The organism is Actinopolymorpha alba DSM 45243 (genome assembly GCF_000373925.1).
GTDB classification, from domain to species: Bacteria; Actinomycetota; Actinomycetes; order Propionibacteriales; family Actinopolymorphaceae; genus Actinopolymorpha; species Actinopolymorpha alba.
This window is the reverse complement of record NZ_KB892768.1, coordinates 147,248-171,012: the sequence shown is the minus strand read 5'-3', so window position 1 is coordinate 171,012 and position 23,765 is coordinate 147,248. Positions and strand designations below refer to the sequence as shown.

20 protein-coding genes are annotated in these 23,765 nt (G+C 67.8%); 12 read left to right on the top strand and 8 right to left on the bottom strand.

Annotated elements, in window-relative coordinates; all coding sequences use genetic code 11:
- Positions 1-34: 34 nt before the first annotated feature.
- Positions 35-1,399 carry a DNA polymerase IV gene (locus B141_RS42285; protein ID WP_020577627.1) on the bottom strand — a complete coding sequence of 455 codons (1,365 nt, stop codon included), beginning with the start codon at positions 1,397-1,399 and terminating at the stop codon, positions 35-37.
- Positions 1,400-1,537: 138 nt separating this feature from the next.
- Between B141_RS42285 and B141_RS42280 the strand changes: the two genes are divergently transcribed.
- The 3 genes from B141_RS42280 to B141_RS47710 all read left to right on the top strand — a co-directional run bounded on the left by B141_RS42280 (position 1,538) and on the right by B141_RS47710 (position 4,776).
- Entirely contained in the window at positions 1,538-2,596 is a 1,059-nt protein-coding gene (locus B141_RS42280) for a DUF4192 domain-containing protein (RefSeq protein ID WP_020577626.1), read from the top strand.
- Positions 2,597-2,819: 223 nt separating this feature from the next.
- A complete protein-coding gene (locus tag B141_RS0123420) occupies positions 2,820-4,298 on the top strand; it encodes a glutamate-cysteine ligase family protein (RefSeq protein ID WP_020577625.1) in 1,479 nt (492 codons plus the stop codon).
- A 166-nt stretch (positions 4,299-4,464) separates the two neighbouring features.
- Positions 4,465-4,776, top strand: coding sequence for a WhiB family transcriptional regulator (locus tag B141_RS47710; RefSeq protein ID WP_084678463.1), 312 nt, complete (start codon positions 4,465-4,467; stop codon positions 4,774-4,776).
- A 41-nt stretch (positions 4,777-4,817) separates the two neighbouring features.
- Here B141_RS47710 and B141_RS0123415 read toward each other — a convergent pair whose 3' ends face one another.
- Complete coding sequence (locus B141_RS0123415) at positions 4,818-5,363, bottom strand: hypothetical protein (RefSeq protein ID WP_020577624.1); 546 nt, start codon at positions 5,361-5,363, stop codon at positions 4,818-4,820.
- 116 nt (positions 5,364-5,479) lie between these two features.
- Here B141_RS0123415 and B141_RS0123410 point away from each other — a divergent pair, with 116 nt between their 5' ends.
- From B141_RS0123410 to B141_RS42270, 4 genes are all read left to right on the top strand, one after another.
- A complete protein-coding gene (locus B141_RS0123410; protein WP_020577623.1) occupies positions 5,480-5,866 on the top strand; it encodes a universal stress protein in 387 nt (128 codons plus the stop codon).
- Between the two features lie 68 nt (positions 5,867-5,934).
- Entirely contained in the window at positions 5,935-6,507 is a 573-nt protein-coding gene (locus B141_RS0123405; RefSeq protein ID WP_020577622.1) for an HhH-GPD-type base excision DNA repair protein, read from the top strand.
- Between the two features lie 206 nt (positions 6,508-6,713).
- Entirely contained in the window at positions 6,714-8,303 is a 1,590-nt protein-coding gene (locus B141_RS0123395) for an RNA polymerase sigma factor (protein ID WP_020577620.1), read from the top strand.
- 259 nt (positions 8,304-8,562) lie between these two features.
- Positions 8,563-9,723 carry an RNA polymerase sigma factor gene (locus B141_RS42270; protein ID WP_020577618.1) on the top strand — a complete coding sequence of 387 codons (1,161 nt, stop codon included), beginning with the start codon at positions 8,563-8,565 and terminating at the stop codon, positions 9,721-9,723.
- Between the two features lie 144 nt (positions 9,724-9,867).
- Here the strand turns inward: B141_RS42270 and B141_RS0123385 are convergent, their stop codons facing one another.
- Positions 9,868-10,116 carry a DUF7455 domain-containing protein gene (locus tag B141_RS0123385; RefSeq protein WP_202805879.1) on the bottom strand — a complete coding sequence of 83 codons (249 nt, stop codon included), beginning with the start codon at positions 10,114-10,116 and terminating at the stop codon, positions 9,868-9,870.
- 322 nt (positions 10,117-10,438) lie between these two features.
- On the opposite strand from B141_RS0123385, the gene B141_RS0123380 reads away from it, so the two are divergent.
- Both B141_RS0123380 and B141_RS0123375 read left to right on the top strand, forming a co-directional pair.
- The gene (locus B141_RS0123380) at positions 10,439-12,520 is read left to right on the top strand and encodes a DNA gyrase/topoisomerase IV subunit B (protein ID WP_020577616.1); all 2,082 of its coding nucleotides are present in this window, start codon (positions 10,439-10,441) and stop codon (positions 12,518-12,520) included.
- A gap of 14 nt (positions 12,521-12,534) precedes the next feature.
- Entirely contained in the window at positions 12,535-12,738 is a 204-nt protein-coding gene (locus tag B141_RS0123375; RefSeq protein WP_020577615.1) for a hypothetical protein, read from the top strand.
- On the opposite strand, the gene B141_RS42265 is transcribed toward B141_RS0123375, so the two are convergent.
- The 4 genes from B141_RS42265 to B141_RS0123355 all read right to left on the bottom strand — a co-directional run bounded on the left by B141_RS42265 (position 12,686) and on the right by B141_RS0123355 (position 18,308).
- On the bottom strand, positions 12,686-14,545 hold the full coding sequence (locus B141_RS42265; RefSeq protein ID WP_237742782.1) for an MFS transporter: 1,860 nt from the start codon (positions 14,543-14,545) through the stop codon (positions 12,686-12,688). The two genes, B141_RS0123375 and B141_RS42265, sit on opposite strands and share 53 nt — an antisense overlap.
- Positions 14,542-15,318: an LppX_LprAFG lipoprotein gene (locus B141_RS0123365; RefSeq protein ID WP_084678462.1), complete on the bottom strand. Its 777-nt coding sequence runs from the start codon at positions 15,316-15,318 to the stop codon at positions 14,542-14,544. Before B141_RS0123365 ends, B141_RS42265 begins: the two co-directional genes overlap by 4 nt.
- Entirely contained in the window at positions 15,318-17,765 is a 2,448-nt protein-coding gene (locus tag B141_RS0123360) for a DNA gyrase/topoisomerase IV subunit A (protein WP_026257508.1), read from the bottom strand. Before B141_RS0123360 ends, B141_RS0123365 begins: the two co-directional genes overlap by 1 nt.
- Before the next feature lie 135 nt (positions 17,766-17,900).
- Positions 17,901-18,308: a hypothetical protein gene (locus B141_RS0123355; protein ID WP_157181217.1), complete on the bottom strand. Its 408-nt coding sequence runs from the start codon at positions 18,306-18,308 to the stop codon at positions 17,901-17,903.
- Here B141_RS0123355 and B141_RS0123350 point away from each other — a divergent pair.
- Positions 18,303-19,046 carry a GNAT family N-acetyltransferase gene (locus B141_RS0123350; RefSeq protein WP_020577610.1) on the top strand — a complete coding sequence of 248 codons (744 nt, stop codon included), beginning with the start codon at positions 18,303-18,305 and terminating at the stop codon, positions 19,044-19,046. The two genes, B141_RS0123355 and B141_RS0123350, sit on opposite strands and share 6 nt — an antisense overlap.
- Positions 19,047-19,110: 64 nt before the next feature.
- Here the strand turns inward: B141_RS0123350 and B141_RS42260 are convergent, their stop codons facing one another.
- A complete protein-coding gene (locus B141_RS42260; protein WP_020577609.1) occupies positions 19,111-20,049 on the bottom strand; it encodes a helix-turn-helix domain-containing protein in 939 nt (312 codons plus the stop codon).
- 136 nt (positions 20,050-20,185) lie between these two features.
- Between B141_RS42260 and melA the strand changes: the two genes are divergently transcribed.
- Both melA and B141_RS0123335 read left to right on the top strand, forming a co-directional pair.
- Positions 20,186-21,571: an alpha-glucosidase/alpha-galactosidase gene (gene melA / locus B141_RS0123340; protein WP_020577608.1), complete on the top strand. Its 1,386-nt coding sequence runs from the start codon at positions 20,186-20,188 to the stop codon at positions 21,569-21,571.
- 42 nt (positions 21,572-21,613) lie between these two features.
- Complete coding sequence (locus tag B141_RS0123335; RefSeq protein WP_020577607.1) at positions 21,614-23,764, top strand: ABC transporter substrate-binding protein; 2,151 nt, start codon at positions 21,614-21,616, stop codon at positions 23,762-23,764.
- The last annotated feature ends 1 nt before the right edge of the window (position 23,765 follow it).

The window sequence follows — 23,765 nt, the reverse complement described above, 5'->3', positions numbered from 1 at the left end:
CCGGGCGCGGGGGAGAGCCGTTGCCAATCGCTGCTCAGGAAGGGTCTTTCCACGTCAGGGGCGTGTAGGCAGCGAGGTCGGGATCGTCGCCGGCGAAGGTGCGGACCGGGCCGGGTCCACTGCTGGAGGTTTCGAAGCGGACGGTGACGCGGCCCCGGCCAGCGCCCCACACCCATCCCTGGCCGTACGTCGTGTGGACCACGTCGGCGCCCGGCGACCAGAGCCGCGGCGCGGCATCAGGCGTACCACTCACGAGGTTTTCGGGAGTGCCGCCGATCGCGAGTTCACCAGGGGCCCCGGCATCGTTGTCGGCGTCGTCGACCACGGACGTGAAGAGGTCGTCCTGCACCCAGTCCGCCAGGCCAGACACCCCCACCCCGAGGAGCCGAGCGCCGGCAGAGGTGTCCACGTCAGTCAGGAGTTGGCGGGCGAGCCGGGTCACGACGCGGACGTCGTCGGTCGGGCCGGCCAGAGTCGTCGAGCGGGTGTGGGTCGAGAAGTCGAACAACCTGATCTTGACGGTGACCGTGCGCCCGGAAAGGCGTTCGCGCGCCAGACGCTCGCAGACCCGGGACGCGAGCCGGTCCACGATCATTTGCAGCAGGCGCGGGTCGGCGATGTCGTGGTCGAAGGTGTCCTCGACGCTGATCGACTTCGACTCTCGTTCGGCGACGACCGGCCGGTCGTCCTCTGCTTGGGCCAGCCGCGCGAGGGCCTGACCGTGAGCCTGGCCGAGTGCTGCCACGAGTTCGCTCACACCGACCCGGGCGAGTTCGCCGACGGTGTGGACGCCGATCCGCCGCAGCCGGTCCCCGGTTGCCGGACCCACGCCAGGGATCCGGGAGACCGGCATCGGATGCAGGAACTCCGCTTCGGTGCCAGCCGCTACCACCAGTCGACCGTCCGGCTTCCGTAGGTCGCTCGCGATCTTGGCGATGAGCTTGGACGTCCCGGCGCCGACAGAGGCCGTCAGCCCGCCGCTGACCTCGAACGTACGCGCCCTGATCGCGTCCGCGATGTGCTCGACGGCGGTGGTAGTGGAGAGGTCACCGAGGTCGCCGGCGGCGAGATCGACGTACGCCTCGTCGAACGACACCGGCTCCACCAACGGCGAGAGTTCGCGCAGCGCGGCCATCACCGCGCGACTCGTCATCCGGTAGGCCGCGAAGCGCCCCGAGAGATAGGCCGCGTGCGGGCAACGGGCGCGGGCCTCCGCCATCCGCATGGCCGAACGAACCCCGAACGCCCGCGCTTCGTACGACGCTGTCGACACGACGCCCCGCGGCCCCAACCCGCCCACGATGACGGGCTTACCGCGCAGGGAGGGCTTGTCGCGCTGCTCCACGGCGGCGAAGAACGCATCCAGATCCAGATGAAGGATGCTCGGCTTGCTCCGCACACGGACATCTTCGCAACGTGCCCCGACAACCCGGGGAGCGCTGCCACGTATTCGTCCACAGACAGGGGATCGGCGTTCTTGTCCACAGACCCACTCGCCGCCCGTTTCCGCTCCGCCGGCGCTGCCAGGCTCGAACGCATGAACGCATCAATCAGCCCGGGCAAGCCGGTCATGACCCTGCGGACGCCGGATGAGATCCTGGCCAAGATTCCCTACCTCGTGGGCTACCACCCGCACGAAAGCCTTGTGGCACTGGCATTCGGTGATGACGGTCGGATCATGTTCACCCTGCGGGTGGATCTCCCGGACCCGCCGGACGACCCCGACAGCTGCGAAGCCCTCGCCGACTATCTCATGCGGGTGTTCTGCGGCCATGGAGCGGTCGGCGCCATCCTGGTGGCCTATGCGCCAAGACAGGCAGAGGCAAGCCCGGCACTTCGTGCCGCGGCAGAAGCCCTGGCCGCCGCAGATATCGCGGTCCTCGACAGGCTGATCGCCAACGGCAAGCGCTGGTGGTCCGACGCGTGCGGCGATCCAGAATGCTGCCCGCGCTCCGGAACTCCTTACGACCTTGAGGAGCACCCGGTCACCGCGATGTCTGTCTTCGAGGGGGAGGTCGCACTGGCAGGCGAGGAGGATCTACGCCGTTCTCTCGATCCTGTGCGCGGACGCGCATTGGTCGCGGCCCGGAAGGCGACGAGGAAGGTCGAGGCCGAGCTGGCTGACCTGGCGATGGTGGTCGAGGATGACCACGATGACGATGCCAGCTCGGCGTGCGGTCACACCGAATCGCTGGTGGAGATGGGCCGCGCGTGCGTCGACACCCTTCTGCGGGCCTGCGCATCCGGCCCAGGACACCTCAGCGATGAGGAGGTGGCGCGTGCGTCGGTGCTGGTCTCCAGCATCCGCGTGCGCGACGAGATCTGGAGCCGGATGACGCGGGAGTCGGCGCCTCTCGATGTGACGTTGTGGACGGAGGTTCTGCGCCGATCTGTCGAGCCGTACGTCGTCGCACCCGCGGCACTGTTGGCCTTCGCCGCGTGGCTGCGGGGCCATGGTTCGCTTGCCCGCTGCGCATTGGAGCGCGCATACGCCAGCGACCCTTCCTACTCAATGGCCCAGCTGATCGGCCAACTCCTGGTCCAGGCCGTCCCCCCGACGGCCTGGCCGGAGGGCACGGACGAGGACCCCGGATGACAGGTGTGACGTACCTTTCGTTTCCCTCCTCCCCATCCGGGTTAGAGGTCGCGCAAAGAGGGAGGTCGCGGGCTGCGCGTCGCCTGGCATCCACGTTGGCCGCGCCACTATTTGCGCGACCTCTCAGCTCTGACGAATTCTGGCAACACAGTGACCGCAGCCCCCTTGGCGGGTGGCCGGTCACAATGCGACGCTCCAACAAGCCTCCTGGGGAGGAGCGGAGATGGGTCAGGACATCGAGCGCCGGACTTTCACCCCCGAAGATCGCACCCGCTTCAGGCAGAAGCTTCGTCGCTGCCTACAGGCACACGCCCAGATGCTCGAGGAGGGTAGGTTCGACGTCGGTCAACCCTTTGTCGGCTTCGAAATCGAGTTCAACCTCGTTGACCACAAGGCCGATCCGGCGTTGCGCAACTCCGAACTCCTCCATGACCTGGGTGACCCCGCATTTCAGACCGAGCTGGCGCAATACAACATCGAGGTAAATGTCGCGCCACGCCGCCTTGAGGGCAGTGCGTTCAAGGAATTCGAGGACGACCTGCGGGCACGCATCGACGCAGCCGATGCGACGGCGAGAAGGTACGGCGTCCGCCTGGCGATGGTCGGCATCCTCCCGACAGTGACGACCGCGCACATGACGTTCGACGCACTCTCGGCCAGGACCCGTTACCGACTTCTCAACGACCAGATCATCCTCGCTCGCGGCGAGGACATCCAGATCATGATCGAGGGGGAGGAGACCCTTGCGATCACGACCGACTCGGTGGCGCCCGAGTCAGCCTGCACGAGCACCCAGGTTCATCTCCAGCTGAGCCAAGAAGCCTTCCCCGCTTACTGGAACGCCGCACAGGCGATCGCCGGCCCTCAGGTCGCGGTCTGCGCCAACTCGCCGTTCTTCCTCGGTAAGGAACTCTGGCGCGAAACCCGCACCAAGCTCTTTGAGCAGGCGATCGACACCCGCAGTCTCGAGCTCAAGGAGCAGGGGGTCCGGCCACGGGTGTGGTTCGGAGAACGCTGGATCGAATCAGTGGGCGATCTGTTCACCGAAAACGTTCGCTACTTCCCACCCCTGCTTCCGGTATGCGACGACGAGGATCCCATGGACCTCCTCGCCCACGACGTCACTCCCGGTCTCTCCGAGCTACGCCTGCACAACGGCACGATCTACCGCTGGAATCGTCCCGTCTATGACGTGGTGGACGACAGCCCACATCTGCGGATCGAGAACCGCGTTCTGCCGGCCGGACCCACGGTCGTTGACACCCTTGCCAACGCCGCGTTCTTCGTCGGGCTCGTCCGTCGACTCGCTGACGACGACCGCCCGGTGTGGGCACAGCTGTCGTTCGACGCCGCGGCCGAGAACTTCTTCCGTGGTGCGCGGTTCGGGCTGCGCGCCCAGCAGTACTGGCCGGCGTCCGGAATGCTCGGCGTGCCCGAACTCATGGTGCGCAAGTTGCTGCCACTTGCTCAGGAGGGGCTTGACATCTGGGGAGTCGACGCCACACAACGCGACCGGCTTCTCGGCGTGATCGAGCAACGATGCCTGTCTGGACAGAATGGCGCCGAGTGGCAGGCAGCGGTGTTCCACCGGCTGTACGACCGCGGAGGAATGTCCCGGCTGGAAACGCTACGGGCCATGATGTCCCGTTACGTCGAGAACATGTCGACCAACGCTCCGGTCCATACCTGGCCGGTCGAATGATCCTCGGTTGACGTCCTGTTGCCGACGGGTTCGGTTGGGCTCGTCTCCGTTCGTGTTTCGTGGCCGAGCGACCGAACGCAATTCACCCATGTCCGCGCAGTTTGATCATGTCCGAGGCAACCGTCATCTCGCGTAAAGCGTCTGAAGCCGCAGAGAGGGGGCGATCATGTCCAACCAGCGCTCCGTCGGCCGCGGGGGTCGACGTCCGTTGATGGTCGGGTGTTCCTGGGATTGGCAGGAGCACGCGGCCTGCCGCAGTGAGCCGTCGGACCTTTTCTACGGCCCAGAGGGGGAGAAACCGCCCGAGCGTACCGATCGCGAGCGCTATGCCCTCGCGATCTGTGCCCGCTGCCCAGTACGCGATCAGTGCCAGAAGCATGCGACGAGCCTTCCGGAGACCTACGGCGTGTGGGGCGGGACGACAGAGGCGAGCCGGCTGGCGCAGCGCCGATCCCGGGTAGCTTCTCCGGCCGCGTAGGCGCTCCTCCGCGGATGCCCGCAGCCCGGCCCGTGGCGTGGTCACAAACCGTTACGCCGCGCTCGCAGACGGGGCACGATCACGTGGCCCGGTCCGTTGAGGTCGAACCACCCGATCCGGGTGGCGATGTAGGCCGGGCCGGCACTTACACCGACGATGTCGCAGGCGACGAGCCATGCACGCCACCACCCGAAGTCCTCGTCGGACGGCTCCATCGGCCCGGGGCGCACCACCAGTAGTGCTGCGAGGGTGGCAGCGAAGTGGCTGCCACCCTCGCCAGACGCTTCCTTCACCGGCCCGCCAGACGCTTCCTTCACCGGCCTGGCGGACGCGAGCTCGCGGTCGAGCGCGCCGACCGCCAGGTCGACTCGCAGGGCATGGTCCGGCCGCATGGTGGTGGTCGCGAGAAGGTCGTCAGATGGCGGCCGCGTGGGCGCGCCGTCCGCACGGAGGAGAATGACGTGGGCGGTCGCCGCGAACAGCCGCCGGCGGGTGCGGCGGCGCAGCCTCCAGACCGCGACGGCGAACAGGTTGGCGAGCTCCGCATGAGTCGACGCTGGCGGTGACGATCTGTGGGTGGCGGGCATGCCCGCACTCTGCCGCGACCGGGAGATCGTCGGCGTTCGCCATCCACAGGTGTACCTGTAGTAGCGTCCGGGCCTTGGATCCGCTATAGCTAACCCGGTCTGCGGGAGGTGCGCTGATGACGGCGATTGTCGTCGGTTACGTCGACAAGCCCGAGGGGCAGGCGGCCCTGCGCCGAGCGGTCGACGAGGCGAAGCTGCGAAGAGCCAGGCTCGTCGTGGTCAACCTGCAGAGCCCGTCGGAGCCGGCGGCAGACGAGGCTCTGGGTGCCGTCCTTGGCGAGCTGGCCGGCGAGGATCTCACGCATGAGGTTCGGGAACGCGCGCACGGGCTCGAACCCGCCGAGGACCTCATCGCGGTCGCCGACGAGGTGCGGGCCGACTTCATCGTGATCGGACTACGCAGGCGTTCGCCGGTCGGAAAACTCATTCTTGGCAGTAACGCCCAGCGGGTCCTTCTCGACGCGCCCTGCCCCGTTCTCGCGGTGAAGGCGGAGTCGTCCTGAAAACGCCCGACCGCGGTAGCAGAGTGTCCGATTTGGGACTTCCCTAGGAGACCAGCGAGGATTGACCCATGGCCATCAGCATCACCGGCAACGCCGCGGCCGACGTCGAGTTGGAGAACCACCCCTTCTCCTTGCTGACCGCGATGTTGCTGGACCAGCAGTTCCCGATGGAGCGGGCCTTCCTTGGCCCCTACGTCATCGTCGAGCGGCTCGGGGGTCCTCTCGACCCCGCCGTCGTCGCGGCCTACGACCCGGACGCGTTCGCCAAACTCTGCACCGGGCCGCCCGCCGTTCATCGTTACCCCGGCGCGATGGCCGGCCGGATCCAGACGCTGGCGCAGTACGTCCTTGATGAGTACGACGGGGATGCCGCCCGTATCTGGTCTGACGTCGCGACCGCCGACGAACTCCTGCGCCGACTCAAGGCCCTGCCTGGGTATGGCACGGTCAAGGCGACGATCTTCCTTGCGCTCCTGGGCAAGCAGTTCGGCGTACGTCCCGAGGGTTGGTCGCGGGTGACAGGTGGGTACGGCGAGGTCGGTGTCTTCCGGTCGGTGGCTGATGTGATCGACGCGGATTCGCTCGCCAAGGTGCGGGCATACAAGCAGGAGCAGAAGCGTGCCGCGAAGGCTGGGCGCTGAAAAGGAGCGTCACTTGGAGGCCGACGTATGCTGGGACATCGAGTCAACCGGGCCCGATCGTGAGGCGCACTCGTGCCGCGACGTCTTCCTGACCGCCCCCAAGCAGGTGCCGCGCGTGCATCTGCGCCGGGACGTGCCAGAATGCTCTCTTGCATAAGGCCCGGTGTCCCGGTCACTCTCACCACAGGTACGACGAGAGGAGGGTCGTGTCGTCCCGCACGTCCCGGAATGCCCAACTCCTTGAAAGCCCGGAAGTCCAGCGCCTCGTCGCGCAGGGACGTCAGCGGGGGCACGTCACCGCGGAGGAGGTGCGTGGCGCGTGCGAGGAAGTCGGGATCGACAAGACCCAGTGGGTCAACCTGCTGCGGTACCTCGGTGAGGAAGGTGTGACCGTGTCGGTCGACTCCACAACCCAGACAACCCGCAAGCGGGTTGCGGCCGCCGCGTCGAGGCGCGCCGCGGCCGTCACCCAGCGTGCGACCGCTCCGGCCAAGCGCACGAGTTCCGCCCCCAACGCGCAGACCGTCAAAGACGCCGCTGATCCGGCGAAGGTGGCGCCGGCCCTGGCCGCCGCCAACGGCGACGCCGCAGGTCTCACCGCTGACACGCCGGTGGAGGTCGCCGACCCGGTGGAGGAGTCGGGCGCGGTCAAGAGCGCGCCCAAGAAGGTAACAACCAGCAAGGTCGCCAAGAAGGCCGCCGCCAACACCACCAAAGCCAAGAAGGCGGTGGCTAAGAAGGGCGCGGACGATTCCGAGGCCAGCACGGATCCCGAGGGCGGCGAGATCGATGTCGCACTCGAGGCCGAGCTCGAGGACGAAGGTTTCGTGCTCTCGGAGGGTGACGACACCGACGAGCCCGAGCAGCAGGTCCTGGCGGCCGGTGCCACCGCTGACCCGGTCAAGGACTACCTCAAGCAGATCGGCAAGGTTCCTCTGCTCAACGCCGAGCAGGAGGTGGAGCTGGCCAAGCGGATCGAGGCAGGTCTGTTCGCCGAGGAGAAGCTCGCCGGCGAGACCGAGCCGCCGCCGGTGGAGATGCTCACCGAGCTGGAGTGGATCGCCGAGGACGGCCGGAGGGCCAAGAACCACCTGCTCGAGGCGAACCTCCGGCTGGTGGTCTCGCTGGCCAAGCGCTACACCGGCCGCGGCATGCTCTTCCTCGACCTGATCCAGGAGGGCAACCTCGGTCTGATCCGGGCGGTGGAGAAGTTCGACTACACCAAGGGCTACAAGTTCTCGACGTACGCCACCTGGTGGATCCGGCAGGCGATCACCCGCGCGATGGCCGACCAGGCCCGCACGATCCGCATCCCGGTGCACATGGTCGAAGTCATCAACAAGCTCGCCCGCGTCCAGCGGCAGATGCTGCAGGACCTCGGTCGCGAGCCCACGCCGGAGGAGCTGGCCAAGGAACTCGACATGACCCCGGAGAAGGTCATCGAGGTCCAGAAGTACGGCCGCGAGCCGATCTCCCTGCACACCCCGCTCGGTGAGGATGGCGACTCCGAGTTCGGCGACCTGATCGAGGACTCCGAGGCGATCGTCCCGGCTGATGCGGTGTCGTTCACTCTGTTGCAGGAGCAGCTGCACGCGGTCCTCGACACGCTGTCGGAGCGCGAGGCGGGCGTGGTCTCCATGCGCTTCGGGCTCACCGACGGCCAGCCGAAGACTTTAGACGAGATCGGCAAGGTGTACGGCGTGACGCGGGAGCGGATCCGGCAGATCGAGTCCAAGACGATGAGCAAGCTGCGCCACCCCAGCCGGTCGCAGGTGCTCCGCGACTATCTCGACTGACGGGTCGGGCCCACGGCGAGGTGATCGCCGTGGGCCCGAAACGATCTTGGTGCTGGCTGGGAGCGGCTATAATTTCAGAAGCCTCCTGAGACAGCCCATAACCCCGTACTCCTGCGGAGTACGGGGTTCTCTGTTAGACGGGCGCCACGATGCGTGTGTGTCCGTGCTCAGAATCGGCTTGCTCGCTGACGACCAGCTGTTGGGGCTGCTTGTTCGCCGAGGCCGGCAGGACGGGCCGGCATGACTCGAAGGGGCACATGTGGACACCAAACGCACCGGCCAGACCCCAGTCTCTGCCGACGCGCCGGAGGCCGACGCAGCCGAGACCGACCCACCGGAGACCGGGACAGCAGGCGCCGCGACGGCTGGCACGGCGACGGCTGGCGAGACACCGGGTGCCGAGAGTGACCTCGACGCTGAGGACGAGGGATTCGTGCTGTCGGAGGGTGACGACACCGACGAGCCGGAGCAGCAGGTGCTCGTGGCCGGCGCCACCGCTGACCCGGTCAAGGACTACCTCAAGCAGATCGGCAAGGTCGCGCTGCTCAACGCCGTCCAGGAGGTGGAGCTGGCCAAGCGGATCGAGGCGGGACTGTTCGCCGAGGAGAAGCTGGCCGAAGGGGTCTCAGACGCGGGCGGCAACGACGGTGCGCCCGACGGCATCAGGGCCGAGCTGGAGTGGATCGCCGAGGACGGCCGGAAGGCCAAGAACCACCTGCTCGAGGCGAACCTCCGGCTGGTGGTCTCGCTCGCCAAGCGCTACACCGGCCGCGGGATGGGGTTCCTCGACCTGATCCAGGAGGGCAACCTCGGTCTGATCCGGGCGGTGGAGAAGTTCGACTACACCAAGGGGTACAAGTTCTCGACGTACGCGACGTGGTGGATCCGGCAGGCGATCACGCGGGCGATGGCTGACCAGGCCCGCACGATCCGCATCCCGGTGCACATGGTCGAGGTCATCAACAAGCTCGCCCGCGTCCAGCGGCAGATGTTGCAGGACCTGGGCCGCGAGCCGACGCCGGAGGAGATGGCCAAGGAGCTCGACATGACCCCGGAGAAGGTCATCGAGGTCCAGAAGTACGGCCGCGAGCCGATCTCCCTGCACACCCCGCTGGGTGACGAGGGCGACTCCGAGTTCGGTGATCTGATCGAGGACTCCGAGGCGATCGTCCCGGCGGAGGCGGTGGCCTTCAGGATCCTCCAGGAGCAGGTCTACTCCGTACTCGACACTCTCAGTGAACGCGAGGCCGGCGTCGTGTCACTGCGCTACGGCCTTAGTGACGGGCAGCCGAAGACTCTGGACGAGATCGGCAAGGTGTACGGCGTGACGCGGGAGCGGATCCGGCAGATCGAGTCCAAGACGATGAGCAAGCTGCGCCACCCCAGCCGGTCGCAGGTGCTGCGCGACTTTCTGGAATAGGAGCGTCACGCGGTGGGGACCAGAGTGGGGGCGAGTCGGGCGGAAAACAGAAGGGCCGGCCATCATCGTCGATGGCCGGCACATCCGCCCTTATGAAGTGCCTCAGGTGGATACGCCATGGGGACGCAGCACCCGCAGCTCATGTCAGCTGGAGGTGTCCACCCCGAGTCGGTTGGTCTCGTCGTGGATGTCGATCGCTACCTCACGGAGCTTGTCTGAATGCTCGCGACCGTGATGGGCGCAGAACAGCAGCTCACCGCCGGACGACAGGGACACCCGGACATACGCCTGGGCTCCACAGCGGTCGCAGCGGTCCGCGGCCGAGAGCGGTGTGGCAACTGCAGCAGTCACGTGATCTTCTCTCCGATCGTCGGGGTCTCCAACTCCCAACATCAAACCAGGTGCTGGCTCTTCCCGCCCAGACGCTATCCGTGCGGAGTGCCGTCCGATACTTCACCCTTCATGACGCCTGAGGTCCGCGGCAGGTTTCCGATACCCGACCAGACCGCCTCGAAGAAGGGACCTCCGGCCGTCCGAAGTGTGAGGTTGGACCCTCGTGAGTGTGGTCAACGTCACGGTCCAGAATACCGGGCGGCGTGTGCGTACTCACCTGTCGGCGGGCGTGGGTAGCCTGAGTGCGCCAGCCTGGCAGAGATCCACATTCCTGGAGCTCTGCTTACGAATTGGAACGAAACAACCACGGAGAGGAGCCGTCTTGTCGACGCGGCCCGCGGACCTCGACCACTCCGGCTACACCGCTCGGCACCTCACCGTGCTCGAGGGCCTGGAGGCGGTGCGCAAGCGTCCGGGAATGTACATCGGGTCGACCGACACCCGCGGCCTCATGCACTGCCTGTGGGAGCTGATCGACAACGCGGTCGACGAGGCGCTGGCCGGTGTGTGCACGCTGATCGAGGTGATCCTGCATGCCGACGGCTCCGCCGAGGTGCGCGACAACGGCCGCGGCATCCCCGTCGACATCGAGCCCCGCACCAAACTGTCCGGTGTTGAGCTGGTCTTCACCCGGTTGCACGCCGGCGGCAAGTTCGGTGGGGTCTCCTACACGGCGTCCGGCGGTCTACACGGTGTGGGCGCCTCCGTGGTCAACGCGCTGTCTGCCCGGTTCGACGTCGAGGTCGACCGCTCACCCGCCACCTGGGCCATGAGTTTCCGGCGAGGCGTGCCGGGCGCCTTCGACGGGGCCAGCCCGACGGCCGGATTCGCGAAGGCCTCCGGCATTAACAAGGTCGGCCGGGTCAAGAAGGGCGTGACAGGCACCCGCCAGAGGTTCTGGCCCGACCGCCAGATCTTCACCAAGGACGCCGTCTTCGTCTTCGACGAGTTGGTCACCCGCGCCCGTCAGACGTCGTTCCTGGTGCCCGGCATCGAGGTGATCGCGCGCGACGAGCGCGAGGCGGAGCACAAGGAGGAGCGTTTCCGGCACGACGGCGGGATCGCGGAATACTGCGAGTTCCTCGCCTCCGACCAGCCGGTAACCGACGTCGTCCGGTTGGAGGGCGGCGGACACTTCACCGAGACCGTTCCGGTGCTGGACGACCAGGGCCACCTCACGCCGCGTGACGTCGAGCGGGACCTCAGTGTTGACGTCGCGGTCCGCTGGGGGACAGGGTACGAATCCGAGATCCGTTCGTTCGTCAACGTCATCGCGACGACGAAGGGCGGCACGCACGTCCAGGGGTTCGAGCGGGCGCTCGCCCGGACGTTCAACGACGCGCTCAAGGGGTCCCGTCTGCTGCGCGCCAACGAGGCCGACGTCACCAAGGACGACATCCTCGAAGGCCTCACGGCGGTGGTGACGGTCCGGCAGGCCGAGCCACAGTTCGAGGGCCAGACCAAGGAGATACTCGGCACTCCCGCGGCCTCGCGCATCGTGGCGAACGTCGTGCAGAAGGAGCTCAAGGCGTTCCTGACCTCCACCAAGCGCGGCGAGAAGCAGCAGGCCAGGGCCGTCCTGGAAAAGGTCGTGTCGGCGGCTCGGGCCAGAGTGGCCGCCCGCCAGCACCGCGACGCCCAGCGCCGTAAGAACGCGCTCGAATCCTCCGCGCTGCCGTCGAAGCTCGCCGACTGTCGTTCCTCTGACGGTGAGCGCAGTGAGCTGTTCATCGTCGAGGGGGACTCGGCGCTGGGCACCGCGAAGCTCGCCCGCAACTCGGAGTTCCAGGCGTTGCTGCCGATCCGGGGCAAGATCCTCAACGTCCAGAAGGCCTCGGTCTCCGACATGCTCAAGAACGCCGAGTGCGCCGCGATCATCCAGGTCGTGGGTGCTGGCTCGGGCCGGACGTTCGACCTCGACGCCGCCCGCTACGGCAAGATCATCTTCATGGCGGACGCCGACTCCGACGGTGCCCACATCCGGTGCCTGCTCACGACGTTGTTCTGGCGCTACATGCGGCCACTTGTCGAAGCCGGCCGGGTCTACACGGCGGTGCCGCCGTTGCACCGCATCGAGCTCGTCAACCCCAAGAAGGGCCAGGACAAGTACATCTATACGTACTCCGACGCGGAGTACCAACGCACCTGCGTCCAGCTCGAAAAGCGGGGCGTGCGCTGGAAGGTGCCCCCGCAGCGCTACAAGGGGCTGGGGGAGATGGACGCCGACCAGCTTGCCGAGACGACGATGGAGCCCCGGCACCGCACCCTGCGCCGGATCAACGCCTCGGCAGCCGAGGAAGCCGACCGGGTCTTCGACCTGCTGATGGGTAACGAGGTCGCGCCCCGTAAGGAGTTCCTCGTCGCGAGCGCCTACGAGCTGGACGAGTCGCGCATCGACGCCTGAGCTCAATCACCGGCGTGATCTACATGCTGGTGGCGTTCTTCGCGACGGCCTTCGGGCTGCTCGACACGTTGGCGGGCTACCTGGCGACGCCGCTGTCGAGACGGGATTCGCGGCAGCACAGGATCGCGGGTGTCCTGCTCGCCATCGGCCTGGTGTTGTGGCTGGTCAACTGGCTGGTCCAGCGACTCGGCGGGCAGGCGCGGACCGCCGCAGAGTGAGCAGCGCGATCACGCCCGCGACCGCCGCGCAGACGGCGGCGCCGGCGAAGATCGTGTGTAGCTGCGTGAGCGCGGCATCCTTGAGGGCGTCGACGTACGCCGGACATTGGCCGGGGTTGTCAGGACAGAGTTTCTCCGGCGGCGGAAGGTCTGCCTGCTGGCCGAAGAACCGTCGCAGGCCGATCGCCGTCAGCGCGGACAGGCCGACCAGCATGCCGACCATTCGCGCGACGACCAGGAGGCCACTCGCCACACCGTGTGAGCTGTCCGGGGTGGCGGCCAGCAAGGCGGCGTTGACAGGAGCGATCGCCAGCCCGAAGCCGAACCCACCTGCCACCAGGGCAAGGTCGCTTCCCGGCCCGTCAAGGGCACCTTGGGGCCAGGTGGCCATACTGACGAACGCCACTGAGCTGAGTGCCATCGCGGCTGCCGTGAGCGGGCCAGCGGGTATCCGTCGAGTGAGCCAACCACCGACCATCGCCCCGATCGGTAGCGCGGCGAGGAAACGCAGGAGCACCAGCGCCGCACCGAACTGCGAATCGGGGTAGCTGGTCGCGCGGGCGAAGACGGGTACGTCGACGAGCGCCGCGATGAGGGCGGCACCGACGAAGAAGTTGACGCCCAGGGCACCCCACGCCGGGGCCGCGGTCAGCACCCCGCGGGGGATCACCGGGTTGGCCGTCAGTCGCTGGCGTACGACGAACGCACCAGTACACACGACGGATCCCGCGAGTAGCCACGGCCCGGCAGGGGAGAGCACCTCGACGGCGGGGTCGGCGACGGCGAACGCCAACACCACGCCGCCGAGGGCGAGGCCGAGGAACGCGGCACCGGGGAAATCGGCCGCCGCGACAACGGAGGGCAGGCGGCGTAGGTCGACGATCGGCCGGGCCGCGGTGAGTTCGCGGAGGACGAACGACGCCGCCAGCAGGAGGGTTGCCACCGCGATCGGCGTAGCGAGTCTGGAGTTTCCGCTGAACGGCACGAACGCGAGACCGAGCGTCACGTCGGTCGCGAGCCGCTCGGGCGGAGCGAGGGTGAGGGTCAGGCCGAGGAGCGTGAGGACGCCGAGGAGGAGGCCTGGCACGTCCCGCATCGAGGCGGCCGCGACCGGTCGTGATCGACCGGTCGGGCGGGCTCTGGACTCGGGGTTGGCCGCGGATTCTGGGTTGGCTGCGGCCTCTGGGTTGGCCGCGGGCTCGGCGTTGGTCAGGGACTCGGGGCGGCTTGCGCGGCGAAGTAGGAGCCCGAGCGCGAGCAGCAACCCGCCGGCGAGGTTGATCCAGAAGATCGCCCGCCAGTCCGCGAACGCGAGGACGAGCGCGCCATAGAGCGGACCGAGCACGCTCCCGAGTTCCTGAACGGCGCCGACGACGCCGAGCGGCAGCCCGCGGCGTTCGGGCGGCCACAGGTCGGCGACCAGCGCGAGCGTGGCGGGAACCAGCCCGCCGCCTCCGACTCCCTGAAGGAAGCGACCCGCGACGACGACAGTCAGGTCGTACGACGCGGCCGTGAGGAGGGAGCCGAGGGCGAAGAGCGCAAGCGACGCGACGAGGACGGGCGTCCGGCCGAAGAGGTCGGACAGCCGGCCGATCAGCGGCAGCATCGCGACGTACCCGAGAAGGAAGCCCGAGATCACGGGGGTGGCGCGCTGGAGTTCGTTCACGTCGAGGCCGACGCCGACCATGATTTCGGGCAGGGCGAGCACCACGACATAGGTGTCGGCGGCCGCGAGGAGGATGCCGACGCAGGCGAGCACCAGGTGGGAGCGCGATCCGGCGCCGGACATCGGTGTTGGGCGGGTCATCCGGGTCGGGTGATCGTGGCGGGCTCGTCGTACCTGTCGAGGACCACGGTGTAGGTGGTCTGGGTGTCCTTGCCGTAGAAGGGTCCGCGGAACGTTGCCTTGCGCAGCTCCTTGTCGTCGGCGACGAAGAACCGGGTCTCGAACGTCGCGGACTGGTCGGCGACAGCGAGCAGCCTGCGGACGACCTTGCCGGGGAGCCGGGCGGTGACCTCCTCGACGACCTCACGGCCGGACCGGGACTTGCCCGCGCTGCGGACCTCCGTCGCGCCGGTGAGCAACGAGGACACGCCGCGCTCGGGATCGAGGAGGGTGGCCGGGTCGGGTACGCCGAGGGTTTCTGGCTTGGTCGCGGCGTACGTGCTGGTGAACGGCACCTGGGCGTAGAGAGTCCCGTCGACCGAGATCACCTTCAGGGTCATGGCGACCCCGCCGGTGGCGACCCGGAACTGCCCAGAGAAGGACGCCGGTCGCTTCGCCACGCCGTCGCCGCTGACGAGGACGGCACCCGAGTTGGGCAGGCCCGCGCTGCTGACGGCGAACCGCACCGTCGTGGTCGCGTCGAGGGTCTGCTTGGCGCGGGCCAGCACAGCACCCGGGTCGTCAGGGGTGGCGCCGGAGCAGGCGGTGAGCAGGCCTGCGACGACCAGCGCCACGACGCCGAGGACGACGGGCGCGGGCGCCGGCCGTGGCAGGCGGGCTGCTCGTGCCCGGGCGCGAACGCCTGGTGACGGGCGTGCGTACGACGCTGATCGGCGGGCAGGTGCTCGTCGCATCAGGCTGGGGACCCGCCGACCGCGTCGATCGGCTTGCTGGCCAGCACGCCGGAACCATCCCGCTTGCCGGTCGGCTCGGGAAGGTTGACGGCGGCGCCGGTCGCGGAGGCCGCGCGCGCCGGGGCAAGCCCGACCCAGGCGAGCAGGAGCGACTCCTCACCCTTGAGGAATCGATGGCAGCGGACCCCACCGGTGCCCCGGCCCTTGGCGGGGTATTCGGCGTACGGCGTGACCTTCACGGTGCCGGCGTCGGTGCCCGGCAGGGCGGACAGTGACCCTGCGACGGTCACCACCGAGCCGTCCCGGCCGGGGGGCACCGCGCCGAAGAAGATCGCGCGGGTCTTAGGAGCGAGCCGGATCCCGGCCATGCCGCCGGCGGTGCGACCCTGCGGGCGCACGGCCGACGCCGCGAACCGCAGCAGCTGGGCGTCATTGGAGACGAAGACCAGGTCTTCGTCCGCGGTGCGCAGCTCAGCGGCACCGACCACCTCGTCGCCGTCCTTGAGGGTGATGACCTCCCAGCTGTCGCGGTTGCTGAGGTGATCGGGCTGGACCCGCTTGACCACGCCGGTCGCGGTGCCGAGCGCGAGGCCGGGGGAGTCGGGATCGAGGGTCGTCAGGCACAGGACGCGCTCACCCGACTCGAGTGACAAAAACTCGCTGACGGGCGCGCCGCCCTGCAGGTTGGGCGCGTTGGCCGTCGGCGGGAGCGCCGGGAGGTCGAGCACGCCCAGCCGGATGAGCCGGCCGGCGTTTGTCACCACGGCGATCTGGCCACGGGCGGTGCCGCGGACCGCCGAGACGATGACGTCGTGCTTCGCGCGCCCGCCGTCGGTGGGCAGCGGGTCGGCTCCCGTGGTGCGGGCGAGCAGCCCGGTGGAGGAGAGCAACACCCAGCACGGGTCGTCGGCGACCTCGAGGGGCACGGCACTCGTCACGGACTGGCCCGACGACTCGAGGAGGACGGTGCGGCGTTCGGTGCCGTACGACTTGGCGACCTCGGCAAGCTCACCGGAGACCAGCCGCTTGAGCAGGCGCTCGTCCTCCAGAATCGCCGTGAGGTCGCCGATCTCCTTCTCCAGCTCGGACTTCTCCTTCTCCAGCTCGATGCGGGAGAACTTCGTGAGCCGGCGCAGCTGCATGTCAAGGATGTACTGTGCCTGCACCTCGGAGAGGTCGAACACGGCGATCAGCCGTTCCTTGGCGGCGGTGGCGTCGTCGCTGCCCCGGACGATCTGGATCACCTCGTCGATGTCGATGATCGCGATCAGGAGGCCGTCGACGAGGTGCAGGCGGTCGGACGCCTTGGTGAGGCGGAACCTCGTGCGCCGGGTCGTGACGTCGTAGCGGTGGTCGAGGTAGACCTCGAGCAGCTCCTTGAGTCCCAAGGTGCGCGGCTGCCCGTCGACGAGGGCGACGTTGTTGATGTTGAACGACTCCTCCATCGGCGTGAGCTTGTAGAGCTGCTCGAGGATCGCCTCGGGGTGGAAGCCGTTCTTGACCTCGATGACCAGCTGCAGGCCCTTCTGGCGGTCGGTGAGGTCCTTCAGGTCGGCAATGCCCTGGAGCTTCTTGTTTTGCACCAGCTGCTTGATGCGCTCGATGACCCGCTCGGGACCGACGTTGTAGGGCAGCTCGGTGACTACGATGCCCTTGCGGCGTGGGGTGACGTTCTCGATCCGCGCGGTCGCCCGCATCTTGAAGGAACCGCGACCGGACTCGTACGCGTCGCGGATGCCGGACAGCCCGACGATCTTGCCGCCGGTGGGCAGGTCGGGTCCGGGGATGTACATCATCAGGTCGTCGAGGCTCGCCGACGGCTTCTTGATCATGTGGCGCAGTGCCTGGACCACCTCGATGAGGTTGTGCGGCGCCATGTTGGTCGCCATGCCGACGGCGATGCCGGTCGCGCCGTTGACGAGCAGGTTGGGGAACGCCGCGGGAAGGACCTGTGGCTCGGTCTCGCGGCTGTCGTAGTTGGGCTTCCAGTCGACGACGTCCTCGTCGAGGGAGGCCGTCATGGCCATCGCCGGGGCGGCCATCCGGCACTCGGTGTAACGCATCGCGGCCGGACCATCGTCCTGCGAACCGAAGTTGCCGTGCCCGTCGATGAGTGGCACGCGCATCGCCCAGGGCTGCGCCATCCGGACAAGCGCGTCATAGATCGCGGTGTCGCCGTGGGGGTGGAGCTTACCCATCACCTCACCGACGACCCGGGCGCTCTTGACATGGGCGCGGTCGGGGCGCAGCCCCATGTCGGACATGGTGTAGAGAATCCGGCGCTGGACCGGCTTGAGCCCGTCGCGAGCGTCAGGCAGCGCCCGCGTGTAGATCACCGAGTAGGCGTACTCGAGGAAGCTGGTCCGCATCTCGTCGCCGACGTCGATGTCCTGGATCTGCTCCTCGAAGTCCTCGGGAGGCTCCATCGTGCTCTTACGGCGGGGCATACGGTCGTGCACTCCTTGGGTACGTGCGGTCAAACCGGCGTCTTGGGTTTTCCACTGCATACTGGCATCCCCCGCCGACACTGCCACACAGCGACTCGCAGGGGCGGCCGGTGCGGCGCCGGAGACGCGGGCTCGCTAGAGGTTCTTACCGCCGCACCATGCCCGGACACTCGGCGCGAGGAGCATAAGACCGCCGGCGAGGAGGAGGGCTGCCGAGACGAGATTGAGTACGCCGAGCAGCCGGACCGTGTTCGAGACGTCGAGGGCATTCGCGACCGCGAGGTTGATGACGCCGCCCATCATGAGAACCGCGCTGAAGCCGATCCCGATCCGGGTGAGGATCCAGCGCGGGACTTCGCGTCCGGTCCAGACCCCGAACGCCAGCCCGAGAAACACCAGCGCCACCAGGCCACCGGCCACGACCACGGGCAACGGGGTACCCGCTCCACCGGCCGTGCTCCCGATGACGAGGGCGGCGACTGTCTTGGCCGAGATACCTATGACAACCCGGCAAGCCCAGGGCGGAAGGATGGACGGATGCACGCCACGCCTCCCGTCCCAGTTCCGGCAGGGTCCACCAGCACCGCCGGGCCATCCAACGTCGGGCCTTCCAACACAGTCGGGCCTTCCAGCGAACCCGGCGGCCTCGCGGATGTCCTGGCCGGAATCGAGCGTGGGGAGATGCCACCGGCCGACGGTGCGCTCCGCGTCGTTCCGCAGCCATCGGCCCAGCAGGCCGCCGTCGTGGCGTTCACCGCGCATACGGTCGTGGTGGCGGACGTGGAGCCCGGATGGGTGCACGCCCAACTCCCGGCTGATGACCTCTCGGCGCCGCTCGGTCCGCCGTTCCTCTCCGCGCTGGCCGCACGACTCGGCCGCCGGGTGGGCTCGCTCGACATCGCGGCGTTCGCTCCGAAAGCCGCGGGCGAGCCGCAGCTGGATCTGGCGGAGGTGACCGACGTCGACCATCCACGCGTACGCCGTGCTCACCGCTACCGCGCCGGCGTCCGGGTCTGGACCGTCGAGGGTGGCGTCCTGATCCTCGGCCGCGGTCTGGCCGGACGATGGGAGGCCGCCTTCGAGGTCGACCCGTCCCATCGCGGCCGTGGGCTCGGTCGTCTGCTGGCCCGGTCCGCCCGGCAGCTGCTGCCGGCGGATGCCCGCGGGGTGTGGGCGCAGGTCGCGCCCGGGAATGCCGCGTCCGTACGCGCGGTGCTCGCCGCGGGGTACCAGCCGGTGGGGTCGGAGGTGCTGCTGGTCGTCGGGCAGGGGAGTGGGTGAGCCGGATGCTGGTCGAACGCCGCCCGCGTGCGGCGACGGGGGTACGCGCGGCGGACCTGGCCGCTCACGTTGGGTTGGTGGTGGCGACGTGGTGGTGCGCGCGGCGGTAGGCGCCGGGCGGCTGTCCACAGATCCGGGTGAAGGTCGCGTAGAAGGCGCTCTGCGAACCAAAGCCGGCCGCGGCTGCGATCTCGCTCGTCGTGGCATGTGTGGTGATGAGCAGCCGCTGCGCCTCCGCGACCCGGCACTGCGTCAGGTAGGCGCCGATCGTGGTGCCCAACACCTGATGGAAGAGCGTCATCGCGTAGTTGGGGTGCAGGTGTGCGGAGGATGCCACGTCAGTGGCGGTGATGGGCTCGCGAAAGTGGGTCGCGGCGAACTGGGCCATCGCGGTCGCGTGGCGTACGCCGTCGTCGGTCGCGGTCCATTCGTACGAAAGGCGGGTGGTGAGGCCGGCCCCGTGGATGAGGCGGCGGATTCTCGCCTGGATCTCCAGCAGCGCCACCTGTCGCAGCTCGTCTGACCCGCTCGCCAGGTCGCGTGACCAGTGGCCGAAATCCGCCGGCTCAATGCGGTTGGACTCGCCGGTGGCACAAAGGATTGGCCGGCCTCGAAGCAGATGAGAAACGACGGTTTCGGGGAGTCCCCAGTTCAGGATGGTGCCGAGCGGAATGTGGAGCCAACAGACGTAGGAGTTCCAGTTTTCCGGGCAGTCGATGAGGCGGTGCGGCATGGCCGCCCAGAAGAGGCCGACATGTCCAGGACGCACTTCGACGGGCGTACCTCCGAACATGTACTTCAGCGGCGCCCGGTCGACCAGGTTGACCTCGATGTCGTCGTGCCGGTGGGCGCCCCTCATGGCGTAACCGTTGCCCTGCCAGCACTTCAGCTCTGACGGATGCACCTCAACCTGGCTCTGCCCGACGGAGCCGTGCTCCACGAGGCTCTGCTCCGCGTGGCTTCGCGTGCCGACCTTAGTCTCCCGGAACTTCGCCCTACCCATGCGGAGGGATTCTAGGTCTTTCAGTTCATACGGTTGAAACAACGCGAGACCGGATGGCCGCATCTGGCTACCGCGTATCTCACATCTCCAAGACCCGTGCGTCCTCCACACCCGTACGTCTGCGCAAGGAGTGGCTATGCCCAAGATCGCGATTATCGGTGCCGGCGGTTACGTGTTTCCGCTGCGGTTGATCGGCGACCTGCTGAGTTTCCCCGCGCTTCAGGACTCCACGTTGGCGTTGATGGACATCAACGCGGAACGCCTGGAACGCACCGCCTCGGCCGCCCGCGAACTCGTCGCCCACCATGGGCTGCCGGCGCGGGTCGATTCCACGACGGACCGCCGGGCGGCGCTGGCCGGCGCCGACTACGTCGTGATCACCTTCCAGGTCGGCGGGATCGACGCGTACCGGCAGGACGTCGAGATCCCACGCAGGTATGGGATCGACCAGCCGGTGGGCGACACGGTCGGGCCCGGAGGGGTGTTCCGGTTCCTGCGTTCGGTGCCGGCATATCGCGGGATCGCTAGCGACATCCACGCACTCTGCCCGGACGCTCAGGTCATCAACTACGCCAACCCGATGGCGATGGCCACGGGGTTCCTCACCAGCCAGGGTGTCAAGACGGTCGGACTCTGCCACAGCGTGCAGGGAACGTCGCGGATGCTCGCCCGTGAACTCGGTGTGCCGTACGGCGAGGTGAGCTACCGCGCCGCCGGCATCAACCACCAGTCGTGGTTCCTCGACTTCCGCCACGGCCACGACGACCTGTATCCGCGCCTGCGCCAGGTGATGGGTGAGCGCCACCTTCGCTGGCGGGACGGAGCGGGCCTCGCCGACGACCGCGGCGACCACAGCCACGCGGATCGCGGTGCGTCCATCTACGAAGGCGGGGTCGAACGCGTGCGTACGTCGATCATGGACGCGTTCGGGTACTTCCACACCGAGTCGAGCCACCATGCGTCCGAATACCTTCCGTACTTCCGCAAGACGGCGGAGATGGTGAACGACTTCATCCCGCGGCGCTGGGACTACTACGAGATCTGCGCGGCCCACGACGAGGACGGGCAGACCGCGACGCTCCTGGACAGGTTGAAGGCAGAGCTCGCTCCGTCGGTGGAGTACGGCGCCGTCATCGTCAACGCGATGGAGACGGGAGTTCCGAGCGTGATCTACGGAAATGTCGAGAACCAGAACCTGATCACGAACCTGCCAACGGGATGTTGCGTCGAGGTGCCGTGCCTGGTGGACAGCAACGGCGTCCAGCCCAGCGTGATCGGCGACCTGCCACCCCAGTGCGCGGCGGTGAACCGGACGAACATCAACGTCCAGGAACTCGCCGTCAAGGCCGCATTGACGGGGAATCGCGAGCACGTCTATCACGCGGTGATGCTCGACCCGCTGACCGGAGCGCTCCTCACGCTCGCTGAGATTCGTTCGATGGTGGACGACCTCATCGAGGCGCACGCGAAGCTCCTGCCGGAGGAACTCGTGCAGGGCGCGTCGGCGCCCGCGGTCCTGTGACATCAAGGTGCGAAGGGCCTTCACCGATGGGAGAGGAAGTCGATGGGAGAGGGTAGTGAAGTCACCGGAAGGTTGGAAACCGTCGGGGCGAGCCGCCGGACCTTCTTGTATGGTTCGGCTCTCGCTGTCGCGACGGTGACCCTGGGCGCCTGCGCCCCCAACGAATCAAAGGGATCCGCCCAGCCGGACGGCAAGGCCTCGCCGGATGTGACCACCGGCAAGGGATCGGCGACCAAGCCGTTGCCGGTCCCGAAGACGTTGCGCGAGGCGCCCGCGCTGACGGCGATGGTGAAGCGTGGCGAGCTGCCACCCCTCGCTGAACGCCTTCCGGAGCACCCGTACGTCGTACCCCATGAGTGGGTCAGGCGTGGCACGTACGGCGGCCAGCTACTCATGATCATGGACAGCACCACCAGTGCCGCCATCAAGGAGTACTGCTACGGCCATTCTCTCCTGCGCTTCTTGAACGACGGTCGTGACGTCGGTCCGGGACTCGCCGAGAGTTGGGAGTCCAACGCGGACGCGTCCGTGTGGACCTTCCGCTTCCGCAAGGGGTTGCGATGGTCTGACGGCCACTCGTGGACGACCGCCGACATCATGTACTGGTGGGAGGACATGGTCCTGGACGAGGTGCATCCAGAAGTCCCACCCGATGACGTGCGCTCAGGGCGCGACACGGTGGCCACGGTCACCGCCCCCGACGACCACACGCTCGTCCTCACCTTCGACGCGCCGGCACCGGCTACACCCGACCGGATCGCGGCCTGGGTGAACGCCGGGGTCGGCCCGCGCTGGATGGTTCCGCGTCACTACCTTCGGCAGTTCCACCCTCGCTACAACAAGAAGGTCACCAAGAGGTCGTGGTACGAAGAACACGACCGCAAGTCCGACTGGACAGCAAACCCGGACTGTCCGACGATGGCGGGCTGGCGGCTCAAGGCGTACGCCGAGGGGCGAAGCGTCCGGCTCGAACGCAATCCCTTCTACTATGCGGTGACCAGGCATGGCGACCAACTGCCGTACCTCGACGAGATCCGGATCAACGCCGTGCGCGATGCCCAGGTCCGCCGGCTGCAACTCACCGAGGGCAAGGTCGACTACGTGCACGGCGCGCATGTGCCACTCACGCTGGCCGACATCTCCGGTCTGAAGCAGGCCGAGAAGCGCACGGGCGTACGCCTGTGGTTGTGGGACTCCGGGTCAGGCACGGGTTCGATCACGTTCTTCAACTACGACTATCCCGATGCCGGACTCCGTGAACTCATCCGGGACAAGAGATTCCGCCAGGCGCTCTCGCATGCCTTCGACCGCAAGGACGCCCGCAAGGCGATCTATTTCAACACCGGCGAGATCACGACCGGAACGCTGAGCCCCAAGGGGGTGACGTTCCAGGTCAACGAGCAGGGGCAGCGGCTCTTCGAGCAGTGGCGCGACGCCTATCTGGGGTACGACCCGGAGCGGGCGAAAGCCCTCCTTGACGAACTCGGCGTGGTCGACAGGAACGGCGACGGCAAGCGGGAGTTGCCCGACGGGTCCCCGCTCGCGCTCAGCCTGGACTATCCAGCGGACACCAGCAACGAACACATCCAGAAATGCACGTATCTCAAGCGGGACTGGGAGGCCATCGGCATCACGACCCGGATCAACCCGGTCGCTCCCGACGCGTTCAGCGACCTCTGGTCGCAGGGCCGGCTCATGACCACCACGGCGTGGGAGGTCGGTGACAACCAACCGCTGGTCTATCCCGGTTGGGTGATCCCGGTGCAGCCTGAGCACTGGGCGCCGCTGCACGGCCAGGCGTTCATCCTGCAGACGGGCGACCCGTCGAAGCTGAAGGCGCAGGAGAAGGTCGATCCGTGGAAACGCCAGCCGCCGTGGCTCCTGCCCGACAAGGGCGACCCGATCGACCGGCTGTGGAAGCTGTACGCGCGGGCCCGGGTCGCGGTCGACGAGATGGAACGCATCAAGCTGCTCTGGGAGATCTTCAAGGTCCACATCGAGGACGGGCCGTTCTTCCTCGGGGTGGTGGCGAACTATCCGCAGGTGGTGCTCGCGCGCGAGGGCCTCGGCAACGTACCCCAGCGGGAGAACCTCGCCCTCGGTGGTTGGGTCAACACCTGGATCCTTCCCTCGCCGGCGGTGTACGACCCGGAGACCTACTTCTGGTCCAACCCTGAGGAGCACCCGGTGTGAG

Coding starts and splice junctions, on each gene's coding strand:
- melA (WP_020577608.1), top strand. CDS start 20,186: ATGCCCAAGATCGCGATTATCGGTGCCGGCGGTTACGTGTTTCCGCTG.
- B141_RS0123415 (WP_020577624.1), bottom strand. CDS start 5,363: ATGCCCGCCACCCACAGATCGTCACCGCCAGCGTCGACTCATGCGGAG.
- B141_RS42265 (WP_237742782.1), bottom strand. CDS start 14,545: ATGACCCGCCCAACACCGATGTCCGGCGCCGGATCGCGCTCCCACCTG.
- B141_RS0123360 (WP_026257508.1), bottom strand. CDS start 17,765: ATGCCCCGCCGTAAGAGCACGATGGAGCCTCCCGAGGACTTCGAGGAG.
- B141_RS0123365 (WP_084678462.1), bottom strand. CDS start 15,318: ATGCGACGAGCACCTGCCCGCCGATCAGCGTCGTACGCACGCCCGTCA.
- B141_RS0123385 (WP_202805879.1), bottom strand. CDS start 10,116: ATGTTGGGAGTTGGAGACCCCGACGATCGGAGAGAAGATCACGTGACT.
- B141_RS42280 (WP_020577626.1), top strand. CDS start 1,538: ATGAACGCATCAATCAGCCCGGGCAAGCCGGTCATGACCCTGCGGACG.
- B141_RS0123420 (WP_020577625.1), top strand. CDS start 2,820: ATGGGTCAGGACATCGAGCGCCGGACTTTCACCCCCGAAGATCGCACC.
- B141_RS0123335 (WP_020577607.1), top strand. CDS start 21,614: ATGGGAGAGGGTAGTGAAGTCACCGGAAGGTTGGAAACCGTCGGGGCG.
- B141_RS42260 (WP_020577609.1), bottom strand. CDS start 20,049: ATGGGTAGGGCGAAGTTCCGGGAGACTAAGGTCGGCACGCGAAGCCAC.
- B141_RS0123405 (WP_020577622.1), top strand. CDS start 5,935: ATGGCCATCAGCATCACCGGCAACGCCGCGGCCGACGTCGAGTTGGAG.
- B141_RS0123350 (WP_020577610.1), top strand. CDS start 18,303: ATGCACGCCACGCCTCCCGTCCCAGTTCCGGCAGGGTCCACCAGCACC.
- B141_RS0123410 (WP_020577623.1), top strand. CDS start 5,480: ATGACGGCGATTGTCGTCGGTTACGTCGACAAGCCCGAGGGGCAGGCG.
- B141_RS47710 (WP_084678463.1), top strand. CDS start 4,465: ATGTCCAACCAGCGCTCCGTCGGCCGCGGGGGTCGACGTCCGTTGATG.